The organism is Kangiella japonica, assembly GCF_039523535.1.
In the GTDB taxonomy this organism is placed as follows: domain Bacteria; phylum Pseudomonadota; class Gammaproteobacteria; order Enterobacterales; family Kangiellaceae; genus Kangiella; species Kangiella japonica.
Genome location: NZ_BAAAFM010000008.1, coordinates 298,730 through 313,558, shown reverse-complemented (window position 1 = coordinate 313,558; position 14,829 = coordinate 298,730). Strand labels below are relative to the sequence as shown.

Here is a 14,829-nt window from a genome sequence, read left to right as displayed (position 1 = left end):
AAATGGAGGCTTTTTTATTGGTTAAGTTAATTGCAAACTAAAAACTACATATTGGGGTAGTTTGGCCCACCAGCACCTTCAGGTGCGACCCATGTAATGTTTTGGCTTGGATCTTTAATGTCACAAGTCTTGCAGTGAACACAGTTCTGAGCATTAATAACAAATTTAGGATTATTACCGTCATCATCACGAACGACTTCATAAACTCCAGCAGGGCAGTAGCGCTGAGCGGGTTCATCGTATTTTTCCAAGTTCACCTCAATTGGGATACTATCATCTTGCAATTTTAGATGAACGGGCTGATCTTCTTCGTGGTTCGTATTTGAGACGAACACAGAAGATAGTTTATCAAAAGATAACTTGCCATCGGGCTTTGGATATTCGATCTTTTTGCACTGATCTGCCGGTTTCATTTGAGCATAATCTGGTTTCGGATCGCTAAGCGTCCATGGCAGCTTACCATTAAAGATATTTAAATCGATAAAGGCATAGGCCGAGCCTAGGAAGTTGCCCCATTTGTGCTGAGCTGGGCCGAAGTTGCGCTGTTGATGAAGCTCGCGCCAAGCCCATGATGCTTTGTAATTGGCTTCGTATTCAGCTAGATCGTCATTGGCTCTGTTGCCACCGAAAGCTGCCATAATTGTTTCTGCTGCAATCATGCCTGACTTCATTGCGGTGTGAGTACCCTTAATCTTGGCGAAGTTCAATGTACCTGCGTTATCACCGATCAAAAGGCCACCGGGGAATGACATCTTAGGCTGTGATTGTAAACCGCCTTTAGTCAGCGCTCGAGCACCATAAGAAATGCGCTCGCCACCTTCTAGGTATTGTTTGATGACTCTCTGGTGCTTGTAACGCTGGAATTCATGGAATGGACTCACATGTGGGTTAGAATATGAAAGATCAGTGATTAAGCCTACAGCAACCTGGTTGTCTTCAATATGGTACAAGAAGCCACCGCCTGCAGAGCCGGACTCGCTTAACGGCCAACCTGCGGTATGAACCACTAGTCCTTCCTGATGTTGCTCTGCAGGAATTTTCCAAAGCTCTTTAATACCAATTCCGTAGTGTTGTGGCTCTTTGCCTTCATCAAGATTAAACTTAGCAATAAGCTCTTTACCCAAGTGTCCACGACAACCTTCGCCAAATAGGGTGTACTTAGCGTGAAGCTCCATACCTGGCATATAACCGTCTTTTTTCTCACCATCTTTACCGATGCCCATATCGCCTGTGGCGATACCTTTTACCGAGCCATCGTCGTTGTAGAGAATTTCTGAAGCTGCAAAACCTGGGAAAATTTCTACACCTAAAGCCTCTGCTTGCTCGGCTAACCAACGGCAAAGATTTCCTAGGCTAATGATGTAGTTGCCATCATTGTGCATGGTTTTTGGAACGAAGACGTTAGGTATTTTTGTCGCTTTTTCTTCGTTTTTCATGAGGTAGATGGAGTCGCCCGTCACTTTAGTGTTTAGTGGTGCGCCTTTTTCTTCCCAATCAGGGATTAGCTCATTCAATGCGGTTGGTTCGATCACGGCACCTGACAGTATGTGTGCGCCGACCTCTGAACCTTTCTCTACCACACAAACCATCAATTCTTTATCGCTCTTGATGGCTAGTTGGCGCAACTTGATAGCCGCTGCTAAACCAGAAGGGCCTGCACCCACTATTACAACGTCAAATTCCATAAATTCGCGTTCCACCTAGATCTCCTCTTAAAATTGATTAAAATTCAGTCAAAACATGGCTAAAATCACGATAAACTATTGACCTTCAGCCAGTAAAACGTCACCATTACGCCCTATTTTACAAAAGATAGGCGTTTAGATCGTCTATATTTGGCAGAGATTATACATACGATAGGGTTTTCATGAAAATTCTAGTTGCAATAAAACGAGTTATCGACGCGAATGTGAAGGTTCGTGTTAAGCCGGACAATAGCGGAGTAGAAACTGCTAACGTTAAAATGTCTATGAATCCATTCTGTGAAATTGCAGTGGAAGAAGCTGTTCGCCTGAAAGAAAAAGGTATCGCTTCTGAAGTTGTCGCAGTGTCCATTGGTAATCAACAATGCCAAGAGACTTTGCGCACAGCATTAGCACTGGGTGCTGATAAAGCAATTTTAGTAAAAACTGACGACCAGCTAGAGCCATTAGCGGTATCCAAAGTTTTAAAGAAGGTTGTTGAGCAAGAAGAGCCACAAATGGTGCTTTTAGGTAAGCAGTCAATTGATGGTGATAATAACCAAACAGGTCAAATGCTTGGTGCACTTTTAGGTTGGGGCCAAGGTACTTTCGCTTCAGAAGTTGAAGTTGAAGACGGTAAAACTAAAGTGACGCGTGAAATTGATGGTGGCTTACAAACGATTGAGTTAAGTCTGCCAGCCGTTATTACAACAGACTTACGCTTGAATGAGCCACGTTTTGCATCATTACCAAACATCATGAAAGCAAAGCGTAAGCCGCTTGATGAGATTGCGTTAGCAGATCTAGGTGTTGATACGGCCAACCGTACAGAGACTGTAAGTGTTGAAAACCCACCAGAGCGTAGCGAAGGTGTTAAGGTTGAAACAGTGGCTGAGCTTGTTGATAAACTAAAAAATGAAGCGAAGGTGATCTAAATGACGACTTTAGTAATTGCAGAGCACAATAATAGCGAATTACAAGCTTCGACGTATAACACTATCGCAGCTGCAAAACAGCTAAGCGGTGAAACCGTAGTGCTAGTGGCTGGTCATAACTGTGAGTCTGTTGCAGAGCAAGCGGCTAAAGCCGAGGGTGTTGATAAAGTCTTACTGGCACAAGCTGACTTCCTAGAGCACCTATTAGCTGAAGACGTTGAAAAGGCTGTAATGTCACAAGAGGGCGATTATTCGCATATCTTAGCACCGGCTTCGACTTTCGGTAAGAATATGATGCCGCGCATCTCAGCTTTGTTAGACGTGCAGCAAATTTCAGACATCATCTCTGTAGAGTCAGATGACACCTTTAAGCGTCCTGTTTATGCGGGTAACGCCATTGCCACCGTTAAAAGTAACGATAGCAAAAAAGTGATTACTGTTCGCGCTACGGCGTTTGATGCTTTGGCGACTGAAGGTGGTTCAGCAACAATTGAAAATGTTGATGCCGGCTCACACACTCCGTTAAGCAATTACGTCAGCGAAGAGTTGACTAAGTCAGAGCGTCCTGATCTGGGAACAGCGAAAGTTGTTGTGTCGGGTGGTCGCGGTATGGGTAATGGCGAAAACTTTGAAATGCTAGAAACATTAGCCGATAAGTTGGGCGCAGCGGTTGGTGCATCTCGTGCAGCAGTTGACGCAGGTTTCGTACCAAACGATTACCAGGTTGGCCAAACCGGTAAAATCGTTGCTCCTGAGCTGTATATTGCCGTTGGTATTTCTGGCGCCATTCAGCACTTAGCGGGTATGAAAGACTCAAAAGTGATTGTTGCTATCAACAAAGACGAAGAAGCGCCTATATTCCAGGTTGCAGATTACGGCTTAGTTGAAGACTTATTTAAAGCAGTTCCAGAGTTGATTGATGCTCTGTAATTTCTTAAAAAAGTAAAGCATAAAAAAACCGCCGTTTGGCGGTTTTTTTATTTTTTTAGTATGTCGCTTACACAGACCTTGCTGTGCTCGCCCTCGTAAGTGGGATTCTTGAAGTGTTCATTTAGTAAGGAAGGGGAGCTGAGTGTGTGACGCTCACCCTAAGTGAATGAGTAATATCACTTAATGTTCATTTTTTGACGAGCAAAAAACGAACCAAAAAACTCGCCCCTAAAAGTTAGGTCCGTTGGACTGCCCTCACAATTCAAAATTAATTGACGAGCCGCAAAACGAAACGTCCTGTTTCGTCTTTGCTAAATTGGGCTATCCCTGCCCAATTTGCTCTATAATTTTAAAATGTGAGGCTAACTTTTAAAGGGGGATAAAGCGCTAGCCTTCTTGGGCAGTGCGCCGAATATTTCTTTATTAAGCTGCGTTAGTAGACTCAAAGATTTTATCTGCACTAGCGGCTACGAAACCATGATATAGCTCACCGTTTTCCATAGGGAAGCGCTCGGCAAACTCATAGAAGCAAGTACGAATAGGGTGCTTGCCGCCATTGAATTCCCAGTCGACGATATTGGCCATGGTAGAGCTTTGCTTTAAGCAAACTTCTTCGTTGCCCTTAATTTCGCCACCACTAGTGTTTAGCTCAAATCCTTTGTCTTTAAGGAATTGGTTGACCGCTTCGATGTTCTTCATGCCTTTAAGCTTGTTCACAGACACTGTAAAGTGGTTGGCGCGTAAGCCGAAAGCCGCTAACCAAGCAGCATACTCACTTTCTTCTAGAAGACGCTCGTAAGCTTCGCGGGTCACTTTGCCCCAAGGGCGAGAAGGCAGTGATAAACCGTTTTGACGGATGTTCCAGTTTGCTTCGGCAATTAAGCCACGACAGAACATTTGAAGCTCTGCTGAGAATTCTTCTAGTAACAGTTCACTAACAAAGATTTTCGGTGCATCTTCATCAGTTTTGTGTTGAAAGTGTTTGGCGTACAATTTTTTCTCTTCGAAATGGTACTCTCCAGCGGCTTCGTAACCAAACTGTTCTAGGTATTTGCCTATATGATCTAGATTGATAGCGCCTTCGTTAAAGGTTCTAAGGGCTATGTGATCATTAATAATAGTTTCATCGCCTAACGCTTTGAACTCTTCGTGAATGGCTTTGGCATCAGGTGTGATAGCTAAATAATCGTTCCACAATGCGTCAAAAAGCGCGTTGTGATTTTGCGTGCTCATATCGTTTAAACCTATTTGTTTACAATGAGTGTATTGGCTCTGGTAAGAGGACAGACCAATTGTACAATCTTTGGGCTGTCCTTTTCAATCTTCGGATGCAAATATGGTGATGGACTTTTAGATTTAAAGGTCTATTGGCTTGGATTTAAAGGTCTTTTACACTTTTCATGAAGTGTTTAAAGACACCAGGATTGGCAGCAAGAATGCTTTTTGACTTCTCTTGATGTGGGTTACCTTTCACGTCGCCCACAAAACCTCCGGCTTCTTTAACGATTAAGATGCCTGCAGCCGTGTCCCACTCGCTTAAACCGAACTCCCAGAAGCCATCGAGGCGGCCAGCGGCAACATAGGCAAGATCTAAAGAAGCTGAGCCTGCGCGTCGCATATCAATGCAGAGTGGGAAGATTGTCTCAAAATAGGTTAAATATTCAGTCAAATTTTGGTTCCCACGGAAAGGGAAGCCCGTAGCTAGAACCGAGTTATCCAGTCTCTTTTTATCACTGACTCGAATACGCGTGTTATTTAGCTGTGCGCCACTACCGTTCGATGCCGTGAAGGTTTCATCTTTAATCGGATCGTATATTACGGCAGCAAGAGTTTTGTTCTTGTGCTTTACCGCAATGGATATGGCGAAATGTGGGATGCCTAGAAGGAAGTTAGTGGTGCCATCGATAGGATCGATGATCCAGACTGTGTCGCTTTCACCATGCTGACCACTTTCTTCCGCTAAAATAGCGTGATCAGGATAGCTATATTTGATGGCATCAATAATGATTTCTTCGGCCTGTTTATCGATATTGCTAACGAAATCGTTAGGGCCTTTACTCTGTGCAATAATTCGGTCGCGATTAGCAAAAGCTTTCGCCACAAAATTTCCAGCACGCTCTGCCGCACGCACGGCAATGTTTTTGTACGCATTCATGTTGATACCACCAAAGTCAAAGAACAGTCTGTATAGGAAAAATTCGCTATAGAGAATAGGTTGCCCACAAAATTGGGCAAAAATTGAGCGCATTAGCGCTAAACGGTGCGAATCATAGCAAAAGTATTGGCTATAAAGAAGACTAAATTATTGTTTTTTTATATTTTTAACATTTACAGCTTTGTAAGTTTGGAAATTTAATTGTGGGGTTATGAGAGGCGCTCTGATAATATAGCTTCTTGTAAATTAGCAACTTATCCAGACAAGTAGTGAAACCGAAACAACTTCATTCTGCAAAGCAATTTTTAAATCAAATAAAGATTGTCCTCTGCCAAACTAGCCACCCAGGTAATATTGGAGCTGCTGCGCGAGCCATGAAAACCATGGGCTTGAAGCATTTGGTTTTAGTGAATCCAAAGCAATTTCCATCAGAAGAAGCTGTGGCGCGCGCCTCAGGTGCGACTGATGTGTTAGAGCAAGCTAAGGTCGTTTCTAGCCTAGAAGAAGCGATAGCAGACTGCCGATTAGTGATTGGTACCAGTTCTCGGAATAGGGCGCTTCCGTGGCCTTTGATTGAGCCACGTGAACTCAGTAGCATTCTCGATAAAGAGCCGACAGCCATGCCTATGGCTATTGTATTTGGGCGTGAAAGTACTGGGTTGCATAACGAAGAGCTTCAACTTTGCCACTATCATGTTAATATTCCGGCCAATCCTGAGTACATGTCTCTAAATTTAGCGGCTGCGGTTCAGGTTATCTGCTATGAGTGTCGGCTTTTAGCGTTGTCTCAGAATAGCTATGATGATTGTGATGGGAGCGACCCTAGCCACGATCTTGTCAGTGATGAGAACAAAGCGACGGTTCAACAGACAGAAGGTCTGTACAAGCATTTTGAAAGTGTTATGACTGAAACTGGTTTTTTTGATCCTAACGAGCCCAAGCTATTACCAGCCCGATTACACCGTCTTTTTGCAAAGGCACAGCTAACGGAGGCTGAAGTTAATATCATGCGAGGCTTTTTGGCGTCGATGACTAAGCACATCAAATACCAAGTAACAAAAACAGCAGGCCAGTCAGACCCAAGTAAAGTTAATAGTCCAGTTAAAAGTAGTAACGAGGAGTAAAATGTTTTCTCGAATGAAGGAAGACATTAAAAGTGTTTTTCACCGCGACCCAGCTGCGCGTAATAATTTTGAAGTGTTGACCAACTATCCCGGCTTGCATGCTATATGGGCGCACCGAATTGCGCATAAATTATGGCGCGCGAATTGGAAGTGGCTGGCTCGAACTTTGTCCACTTTGGCTCGCTGGCTGACAGGAATAGAAATTCATCCAGGTGCTAAAATTGGCCGACGATTCTTTATCGATCATGGAATGGGAGTTGTTATTGGCGAAACTGCTGAAATAGGCGATGACTGCACGCTTTATCACGGAGTGACCTTAGGTGGTACCAGTTGGAAAGAAGGGAAGCGACATCCGACTTTAGAAAACAACGTGGTTATAGGCGCTGGGGCTAAAGTTTTAGGTCCGATCACTCTGCGTACCGGAGCAAGAGTTGGCTCTAATGCCGTGGTGGTTAAAGATGTGCCTGCGGATACAACAATGATTGGTATACCTGCGCGCCAAGTATCAGGGCAAAAAGACACAGAGCAAACCGTTTTTGAAGCCTATGGTATCAGTACTCACCAGCAAGATCCTATTTCTCAAGCAATCCGTAGTCTACATGAACACTCTCGCGCTTTAGAAGAGCAGATGGTGCTTATTGCGTGTGCCTTGAAAAAGCAGGGTATCGATTGTGATGAGCTAGACTTGCCTGACGTCGATTGCGAGTCTTTGACCCGTTTTGATTCTAAAGATCCTGATGGAGTTTATGATGATGACGAGTCATCGAAACATACTGATAAGTCCTCTTAAAGGGTAATTTTCACTCTGCAAACACTGTTATTGAGAATCACTAATATTTAACCCACTAGCTTACTCGGTATTTATACTAATCTTAATGTGGACTTAGATAACATCAGCTAATCCAAATTTATAATCCTTTATATTTCAATGGCATAGACTTTAGCATTGGCTGACATGCTTGCTAGTGTAAAGTTGACTAAATTACTCGGGTATGAGATCATAAAGCCAATCAAGTAAAGGTACTGATATGAAGTTGAGCACTAAAGGACGCTACGCAGTGACAGCAATGTTAGATCTCGCATTGCATGCAGGCAAAGGTCCGATAACACTAGCAGAGGTTTCAGGAAGACAACATATATCCTTGTCTTATCTGGAGCAATTGTTTTCGCGCTTGCGTAAGGCCAATTTGGTCGATAGCATCCGCGGGCCTGGTGGTGGTTATGAATTAAAGCGCCCAGCGACACAAATTAGTATTGCAGAGGTTGTATTAGCGGTAAACGAACCCATTACTGCAACACGCTGTAATGGCAAAGGCGATTGCCAAGGTGGTGATGTTTGTTTGTCACACCAGTTGTGGTCTGAGCTAAGCGACCAGATTTATCAGTTTTTGAGTGGGATAACGCTCGATCATGTTATCCAACGAGATTTTGTTCAGCAGGTTGCTGAGCGCCAAAACGTACGTTTTCGTGAAGAAGACGTCATAGCTTTCGGCTAAAAGTAGTTTTGGTTATTTTTGAATTGTGCTTTGAAATTTAGCGGAGAAGAGAATGAAATTACCCATCTATCTTGATTACGCAGCAACTACGCCAGTCGATCCGCGTGTTGCCGAGAAGATGGTTCAATACATGAGTGTTGACGGCATCTACGGTAACCCTGCTTCACGTTCCCACAAATTTGGTTGGGAAGCGGAGGAGGCTGTGGATGAAGCAAGACAGCATGTGGCGGATTTAATCAACGCAGACCCTCGTGAAATTGTCTGGACTTCAGGTGCTACTGAGTCTGATAACTTAGCTATAAAAGGTGCAGCGCACTTCTACGGCAAGAAAGGCAAACACATCATTACCGTTAAAACTGAGCACAAAGCAGTTTTAGATACGATGCGTCAATTAGAGCGTGAAGGCTATGAAGTCACTTATCTAGATGTCCAAGAAGACGGATTAATAGACATGAATGCATTTAAAGATGCATTACGTGACGACACCATTGTTGTTAGTGTTATGCACGTCAACAACGAAACAGGTGTGGTTCAAGATATTGACGCAATTGGCGAGCTATGTCGTGAACGCAAAATTATTTTCCATGTGGATGCAGCGCAAAGCGCCGGTAAGTTACCTATCGACGTGGAAAAAACGAAAGTTGACCTAATGTCTATCTCAGGTCACAAAATGTATGGCCCAAAGGGTATTGGTGTCTTATACGTTCGTCGTAAACCTCGTGTACGCTTAGAAGCGCAAATTCACGGTGGTGGTCATGAACGTGGTATGCGTTCTGGTACTTTACCAACTCACCAAATCGTGGGTATGGGTGAAGCTGCGAGAATCGCTATGGAAGACATGGCTCAAGATAACGAGCGCATTATCCGTTTACGTGAGCGCCTATGGGCTGGTGTAAACGATATGGAAGAAGTTTATCTGAACGGTCATGAAGAGCAGCGTGTGGCAGGTATCATTAACATTAGTTTTAACTTTGTTGAAGGTGAGTCCTTGATTATGGCGCTAAAAGATTTAGCCGTATCTTCAGGTTCAGCCTGTACATCAGCAAGTTTAGAGCCTTCGTATGTGTTACGTGCGTTAGGTCGTGATGATGAATTAGCACACAGTTCTATCCGTTTCAGTGTCGGTCGCTTTACGACTGAAGAAGAGATTGATTACACAATTGAGCAAGTCCGTGAAGGCATCGCGCGTTTACGTGACCTATCTCCTTTGTGGGACATGTATAAAGACGGTATCGACCTGTCAAAAGTTGAATGGCAGGCACACTAGATTAGTTGGAGAGATTGTTATGGCATATAGTGAAAAAGTAATCGATCATTATGAGAACCCAAGAAACGTTGGTTCTTTCGAAAAAGATGACGCGACCGTAGGTACTGGTATGGTAGGCGCTCCAGCTTGTGGTGACGTCATGAAACTACAGATTAAAGTCAACGAGCAAGGTATTATTGAAGATGCTAAGTTCAAAACATACGGCTGTGGTTCAGCGATTGCATCAAGCTCATTAATCACAGAATGGGTAAAAGGTAAAACCGTTGATGAAGCTCAAGCTATCAAAAATACAGATATCGCAGAAGAGTTGGCTTTACCTCCAGTAAAGATTCACTGCTCTGTATTAGCAGAAGATGCAATCAAAGCCGCAGTAAAAGACTTTAAAGAAAGAAGTCAAAAGTAGTAGCTAAATAGGTACAGGTTAGTTTATGGCGATCACATTATCAGATGCAGCGGCAGATCGAGTGAAGTTATTCCTCGCAAACCGTGGCAAAGGTCTCGGCGTTCGTTTAGGCGTGGCAACTACAGGTTGTTCAGGCTTAGAGTACGTTTTAGAGTTTGTAGATGAACTCAATGACGAAGACATCCTTTATGAAGATAAAGGCGTTAAAGTAATTATTGATCCAAAAAGTCAGCCGTACCTAGAAGGCACTCGCTTAGAGTTCGTAAAAGAAGGCCTAAACGAAGGCTTTGAGTTTGTGAACCCAAATGCTAAGGGTGAGTGTGGGTGTGGTGAGTCCTTCACCGTCTAAATTAGCTGTCTAAATTCTTTATGACTTTGTTAAATCAAAATAGAAGCTCAGTTGTTTATTTCTTATAAACTCCCTTACTTTTATTTTGATTTGCCTCGTCCTAAAAAATTTATACTAGCTAATTACGAAGAACTCAGTGATTACAAGATTATCAGTTTAGCTACCAACTAAGATACTTCTATGGCAAATGCGCAGCAAAATTACTTTGAATTATTCGGCCTAGAGCCGAATTTTTTCATTGATCAAAATGATTTATCCAGTAAGTTAAAACGATTGCTTCAATCGACTCACCCAGATCGCCATGCGCAAGGTGGAAGCCAGCAACAAATGTTGGCTATGCAGAAAACCACTCGTTTAAATGATGCCTTTGCTGTATTGAAAGATCCGGTAAAGCGAGCACAATACCTGCTACGGCTGGTAAAAAACATCGATACTACTCAGGATCATACGGTGAATGACGCCGAATTCCTGATGCAACAACTGGAGTTGCGTGAAGAACTCGACACAATCACCAAACAGAAAGATGCCAGTGAGTTAATGAGCTTTGCTGACAAAATTGAAGTAAGGGCGGAGCAACAAGAAGACGAACTCGCTCGACTTTTTAAGCAAGATTCTTGGGATTTGGACGCATTAAAAATTTCGATATACAAGCTACAGTTCTTACACAAAACATTACGTGATATTGAACTGGCTGAAGACACACTATTAGATTAACTGAGTTATTATGGCATTATTGCAAATATCTGAACCAGGACAGAGTACACGAGCACATCATCATAGATTGGCTGCCGGTATAGATCTAGGTACAACCAATTCACTAATAGCTACTGTTAGAAGCGGTGAGGCGGCTACGTTAGCTGATCTTGAAGGAAGGCATACGCTTCCTTCAGTCGTCCATTATAAAAGCGACAGCGAGGTTGTCGTGGGTCATGAAGCTAAGGCGCGCCAAGCGGTTGAGCCTGGAAACGTCGTCAGCTCAATAAAGCGGTTATTAGGCCGTGGCCTAGCCGATATGGATAAAATTAAAGAATTCAGTGCTAATACTTTGGTTGAGTCCGATAGCGGAATGCCAGGGGTTGTCCTTGAGAATGGTATACAAAAAAATCCAGTAGAAGTATCAAGCGATATTCTACGAACTTTAGCCAATCGCGCTGAAGAAGCTCTTGGCGGAGAGCTAGGCGGAGTCGTGATTACGGTACCTGCTTATTTTGATGAAGCCCAACGCCAAGCTACAAAAGACTCAGCGCAACTGGCGGGTCTAAAAGTTTTAAGGCTCTTAAACGAGCCGACGGCTGCTGCGGTGGCTTATGGTTTAGACACTGGTAGCGAAGGTATCCATGCTATTTATGACTTAGGTGGCGGTACCTTTGATATCTCTATTCTTAGATTACAAAAAGGTGTTTTTGAAGTCTTAGCTACAGGTGGCGATAGTGCCCTTGGCGGTGATGATTTTGATAGAGCTATTGGCCAATATCTAGTGGAACAAGCGAAGATCAATAGTGACGACCGTCGCGCACATCAGTTGGCGATGATTAAAGCTCGTGAAGTTAAAGAAGCTCTGACCGATACAGACTCAGTCGAGGTGGACTTCTTTGATTGGCAGGGCGAAATGAGCCGTGCTCAAATAGAAGAAATAATTGCACCAATCGTTGATAAAACGTTACTTTCTTGCCGTCGTACACTGAAAGACGCTGGTGTAAAGGTTGATGAAGTAGAGAAGGTTGTTATGGTTGGTGGCTCTACTCGCGTGCCTTTGGTTCGTGAAAAAGTTGAGCAATATTTTAAAGTACCGCCACTAACCGACATCGATCCTGATAAAGTGGTCGCTATTGGTGCAGCAATTCAGGCAAACGTACTTATCGGTAACAAATCAGGTGATGATATGTTGCTGTTAGACGTTATTCCTTTATCTTTAGGTGTTGAAACTATGGGTGGTCTTAGCGAAAAGATTATTCCAAGAAATACGCCTATTCCAATAGCAAAAGCACAAGAGTTTACCACCTTTAAAGATGGCCAAACTGCTATGGCGATTCATGTGGTTCAGGGTGAACGTGAATTAGTCGAAGATTGTCGTTCGTTAGCTCGGTTTGAATTGCGGGGAATTCCACCCATGGTAGCCGGTGCAGCCAGAATTCGTGTTACGTACCAACTGGATGCGGATGGTCTTTTACAGGTCATGGCGGAAGAAACCACCAGTGGTGTTAAGACCGACATTACGGTTAAGCCATCTTACGGGTTAAATGATGAACAGATCACTGACATGCTTAAGAGCTCCTTTAGCCACGCAGAAGATGATATGGAAGCTCGCATGCTTCGTGAGCAAAAAGTCGAGGCTGCACGCGTTATAGAAGCCGTTTCAGCAGCTCTAAACGAAAACGGCAAAGAGTTGTTGAATGACGAGGAATATGCTGCGATTCAATCCGCCTTAGAGCAGCTGAACGAAACAGCCCAAGGCGAAAGCACAAAAGCAATTCAAGACGCATTAGATTTTGTAGAAAAGAGCACCAATGAATTTGCTAGCCGTCGTATGGACGCTAGTATCGCCAAGGCTCTTGTGGGTCACGAAGTTGACGAAATTGATGAAATATAGGGTAACTAGATGCCAAAAGTAATATTCCTACCTCATGAAGAGTTGTGTCCTGAAGGGGCAGAAGTTGAAGCCGAGAAAGGGCAGACTGTGCTTGATGTGGCTTTAGATAATAAGATATTTATTGAGCACGCTTGTGAAATGTCGTGCGCATGTACCACCTGTCACGTAGTCGTTCGTGAGGGGTTTGACTCGATGGAAGAGAGTGACGAGCTAGAAGATGATATGCTTGATAAGGCATGGGGACTTGAGCCAGAGTCACGTTTGAGTTGCCAAGCAGTGGTCGAAGACGAAGATCTTGTTGTAGAAATACCAAAATATACTATTAACCAGGTCTCAGAGCGCCACTAAGCGTTCCTTATAAGGAGTAACTTATGGGTTTAAAGTGGACAGACAGTTTAGATATCGCAATCGAGCTCTATGAAAAGTTTCCAGAGCAAGATCCACTACGTATAAACTTTGTTGATTTACGCAATAAGGTTCTTGAGCTTGAAGATTTTGACGATGATCCTGAGCGTAGTGGAGAGCGTATATTAGAAGCTATTCAAGCTGCATGGATAGAAGAAGCAGAATAATAAGCATCTTCTATTACTCGATAACAAAAATACGAAAAAAACCGCGTATAAAGGTTGTATTTTCTCAAAAAAGAAGTATTATACGCGTCTTACCGAAACGGTGAGCTTGGCTAGAAAGATAGTCAAATCAATGGGTTGCTAGCTCAGTCGGTAGAGCATCTGACTTTTAATCAGGTGGTCACAGGTTCGATTCCTGTGCAACCCACCATCTTTATCTCTTCGGAGAGCAAAAACCGCTTAGTGAAAACTTAGCGGTTTTTTTGTATCCTGAATTTGTGCTCCATAAATCATAAAGCCTGATTTAACAAATTAATTTAAAATTTATGATTACAAAGGGTTGTGTTTTTAGCTGAAAACGGTATTATACGCGCCATCGAATAAGGCACTGCCTTAAACGGTCTTGGGTTGCTAGCTCAGTCGGTAGAGCATCTGACTTTTAATCAGGTGGTCACAGGTTCGATTCCTGTGCAACCCACCATCTTTATCTCCCTTGGAGAGCAGAAAACCGCTTAGTGAAAACTTAGCGGTTTTTTTTGTGTCTGTAATTAATAGCTCTAACTTGATTTATCGATACGATAAAAACGTGCTTCAACGATAAGCCCCAAAATGCCTAAAGTCATTAAAAACACAGCGAATATTAAGAAGATATTGTTTGCTGTGCTTCTTTTATCCTCTAATCGCTTTGCGTGATACTCCCTAAAGCCCGTATCTAGCTTTTTTATAAATGCTTCACCTCTATATTCTTTAGTAATAATACTTTCTAGATGCTGTGACCGCGTGTTTCTAGGGAAGGAATTGGCAAAGAAGCTTCCTGTGTACTTGATATAGCACTCTTCGGGACTTTCCTTTTTAAGACATTGATTAATTTCGTGCTTGAAATCAATCCCAAGTGAGCGATACTCCCAGCGCTGATTGCTTGAAAGGAGCTCTAAGTAAGCTGTAAAGAAAAACAGTACCGCGACTAGGATAAACGTCGAACAAACGATGACTGCTGCTTTACGCTTGCCTTTGGCTATTTCCTGCTTGTTATTGGACGCGTTTGCGACAATAGGGATATGCATCAGCTTTTGCCGAATATAGTCCTTATCGAGCTCTTTAACCATCTCATCAGGTGTTAACTCATAGACAGTGCAGAGCTTGTCGAAAATTTCTACAGAAGGGATGCTTCGATCATTTTCGAGTTTTGATAAATAGGATTGTTCAATACCAAGCTTTTGTGCCAGTTCTGGTTGTGTCCAGCCACTGATTGAGCGTAATGAACGTAATTTTTCACCTAGTGTCATTGGTCTATCTCCATGTGATTAATTGACTGGCTTATTGTTTTAA

The 14,829-nt window shown here is 43.1% G+C and carries 16 protein-coding genes and 2 tRNA genes; 14 read left to right on the top strand and 4 right to left on the bottom strand.

Features of this window, described 5'->3' with window-relative positions:
• Positions 1–44: 44 nt before the first annotated feature.
• Positions 45–1,700 carry an electron transfer flavoprotein-ubiquinone oxidoreductase gene (locus ABD128_RS10555; protein WP_343990014.1) on the bottom strand — a complete coding sequence of 552 codons (1,656 nt, stop codon included), beginning with the start codon at positions 1,698–1,700 and terminating at the stop codon, positions 45–47.
• Positions 1,701–1,867: 167 nt separating this feature from the next.
• Here ABD128_RS10555 and ABD128_RS10550 point away from each other — a divergent pair, with 167 nt between their 5' ends.
• Both ABD128_RS10550 and ABD128_RS10545 read left to right on the top strand, forming a co-directional pair.
• Positions 1,868–2,617 (top strand): electron transfer flavoprotein subunit beta/FixA family protein, encoded by a 750-nt coding sequence (locus tag ABD128_RS10550; protein WP_343990012.1) that lies wholly within the window; start codon positions 1,868–1,870, stop codon positions 2,615–2,617.
• Positions 2,618–3,547, top strand: coding sequence for an electron transfer flavoprotein subunit alpha/FixB family protein (locus ABD128_RS10545; RefSeq protein ID WP_343990009.1), 930 nt, complete (start codon positions 2,618–2,620; stop codon positions 3,545–3,547).
• Positions 3,548–3,970: 423 nt separating this feature from the next.
• Here ABD128_RS10545 and ABD128_RS10540 read toward each other — a convergent pair whose 3' ends face one another.
• Both ABD128_RS10540 and ABD128_RS10535 read right to left on the bottom strand, forming a co-directional pair.
• Positions 3,971–4,780: a DUF1338 domain-containing protein gene (locus ABD128_RS10540; protein ID WP_343990006.1), complete on the bottom strand. Its 810-nt coding sequence runs from the start codon at positions 4,778–4,780 to the stop codon at positions 3,971–3,973.
• A 145-nt stretch (positions 4,781–4,925) separates the two neighbouring features.
• On the bottom strand, positions 4,926–5,702 hold the full coding sequence (locus tag ABD128_RS10535; protein ID WP_343990003.1) for an inositol monophosphatase family protein: 777 nt from the start codon (positions 5,700–5,702) through the stop codon (positions 4,926–4,928).
• Between the two features lie 269 nt (positions 5,703–5,971).
• Between ABD128_RS10535 and ABD128_RS10530 the strand changes: the two genes are divergently transcribed.
• The 12 genes from ABD128_RS10530 to ABD128_RS10475 all read left to right on the top strand — a co-directional run bounded on the left by ABD128_RS10530 (position 5,972) and on the right by ABD128_RS10475 (position 13,981).
• Positions 5,972–6,826: an RNA methyltransferase gene (locus ABD128_RS10530; protein WP_343990000.1), complete on the top strand. Its 855-nt coding sequence runs from the start codon at positions 5,972–5,974 to the stop codon at positions 6,824–6,826.
• Positions 6,795–7,616, top strand: a complete 822-nt coding sequence (gene cysE / locus ABD128_RS10525; RefSeq protein ID WP_343990497.1) for a serine O-acetyltransferase — start codon at positions 6,795–6,797, stop codon at positions 7,614–7,616. Before ABD128_RS10530 ends, cysE begins: the two co-directional genes overlap by 32 nt.
• A 238-nt stretch (positions 7,617–7,854) precedes the next feature.
• Positions 7,855–8,322, top strand: a complete 468-nt coding sequence (locus ABD128_RS10520; protein ID WP_110201540.1) for an Rrf2 family transcriptional regulator — start codon at positions 7,855–7,857, stop codon at positions 8,320–8,322.
• A gap of 52 nt (positions 8,323–8,374) precedes the next feature.
• Complete coding sequence (locus ABD128_RS10515) at positions 8,375–9,589, top strand: IscS subfamily cysteine desulfurase (protein ID WP_343989996.1); 1,215 nt, start codon at positions 8,375–8,377, stop codon at positions 9,587–9,589.
• 19 nt (positions 9,590–9,608) lie between these two features.
• Positions 9,609–9,992, top strand: a complete 384-nt coding sequence (gene iscU / locus ABD128_RS10510) for a Fe-S cluster assembly scaffold IscU (RefSeq protein WP_343989993.1) — start codon at positions 9,609–9,611, stop codon at positions 9,990–9,992.
• Between the two features lie 25 nt (positions 9,993–10,017).
• A complete protein-coding gene (gene iscA / locus ABD128_RS10505) occupies positions 10,018–10,341 on the top strand; it encodes an iron-sulfur cluster assembly protein IscA (protein WP_343989990.1) in 324 nt (107 codons plus the stop codon).
• Between the two features lie 180 nt (positions 10,342–10,521).
• Positions 10,522–11,055 (top strand): Fe-S protein assembly co-chaperone HscB, encoded by a 534-nt coding sequence (hscB, locus tag ABD128_RS10500; RefSeq protein ID WP_343989987.1) that lies wholly within the window; start codon positions 10,522–10,524, stop codon positions 11,053–11,055.
• A 10-nt stretch (positions 11,056–11,065) separates the two neighbouring features.
• Positions 11,066–12,931, top strand: coding sequence for a Fe-S protein assembly chaperone HscA (gene hscA, locus ABD128_RS10495; RefSeq protein ID WP_343989985.1), 1,866 nt, complete (start codon positions 11,066–11,068; stop codon positions 12,929–12,931).
• A 9-nt stretch (positions 12,932–12,940) separates the two neighbouring features.
• Positions 12,941–13,279, top strand: coding sequence for an ISC system 2Fe-2S type ferredoxin (fdx, locus tag ABD128_RS10490; RefSeq protein ID WP_343989983.1), 339 nt, complete (start codon positions 12,941–12,943; stop codon positions 13,277–13,279).
• 23 nt (positions 13,280–13,302) lie between these two features.
• Entirely contained in the window at positions 13,303–13,503 is a 201-nt protein-coding gene (gene iscX, locus ABD128_RS10485) for a Fe-S cluster assembly protein IscX (protein ID WP_110201547.1), read from the top strand.
• Positions 13,504–13,635: 132 nt separating this feature from the next.
• Positions 13,636–13,711, top strand: a tRNA-Lys gene (locus ABD128_RS10480).
• Positions 13,712–13,905: 194 nt separating this feature from the next.
• Positions 13,906–13,981 (top strand) — tRNA-Lys (locus ABD128_RS10475).
• Positions 13,982–14,057: 76 nt separating this feature from the next.
• Here the strand turns inward: ABD128_RS10475 and ABD128_RS10470 are convergent.
• Positions 14,058–14,786, bottom strand: a complete 729-nt coding sequence (locus ABD128_RS10470; RefSeq protein WP_343989978.1) for a helix-turn-helix domain-containing protein — start codon at positions 14,784–14,786, stop codon at positions 14,058–14,060.
• Positions 14,787–14,829 lie beyond the last annotated feature (43 nt).

Coding starts and splice junctions, on each gene's coding strand:
- iscU (WP_343989993.1), top strand. CDS start 9,609: ATGGCATATAGTGAAAAAGTAATCGATCATTATGAGAACCCAAGAAAC.
- ABD128_RS10520 (WP_110201540.1), top strand. CDS start 7,855: ATGAAGTTGAGCACTAAAGGACGCTACGCAGTGACAGCAATGTTAGAT.
- iscA (WP_343989990.1), top strand. CDS start 10,018: ATGGCGATCACATTATCAGATGCAGCGGCAGATCGAGTGAAGTTATTC.
- hscA (WP_343989985.1), top strand. CDS start 11,066: ATGGCATTATTGCAAATATCTGAACCAGGACAGAGTACACGAGCACAT.
- ABD128_RS10470 (WP_343989978.1), bottom strand. CDS start 14,786: ATGACACTAGGTGAAAAATTACGTTCATTACGCTCAATCAGTGGCTGG.
- ABD128_RS10550 (WP_343990012.1), top strand. CDS start 1,868: ATGAAAATTCTAGTTGCAATAAAACGAGTTATCGACGCGAATGTGAAG.
- ABD128_RS10515 (WP_343989996.1), top strand. CDS start 8,375: ATGAAATTACCCATCTATCTTGATTACGCAGCAACTACGCCAGTCGAT.
- fdx (WP_343989983.1), top strand. CDS start 12,941: ATGCCAAAAGTAATATTCCTACCTCATGAAGAGTTGTGTCCTGAAGGG.
- ABD128_RS10535 (WP_343990003.1), bottom strand. CDS start 5,702: ATGAATGCGTACAAAAACATTGCCGTGCGTGCGGCAGAGCGTGCTGGA.
- ABD128_RS10545 (WP_343990009.1), top strand. CDS start 2,618: ATGACGACTTTAGTAATTGCAGAGCACAATAATAGCGAATTACAAGCT.
- hscB (WP_343989987.1), top strand. CDS start 10,522: ATGGCAAATGCGCAGCAAAATTACTTTGAATTATTCGGCCTAGAGCCG.
- iscX (WP_110201547.1), top strand. CDS start 13,303: ATGGGTTTAAAGTGGACAGACAGTTTAGATATCGCAATCGAGCTCTAT.
- ABD128_RS10540 (WP_343990006.1), bottom strand. CDS start 4,780: ATGAGCACGCAAAATCACAACGCGCTTTTTGACGCATTGTGGAACGAT.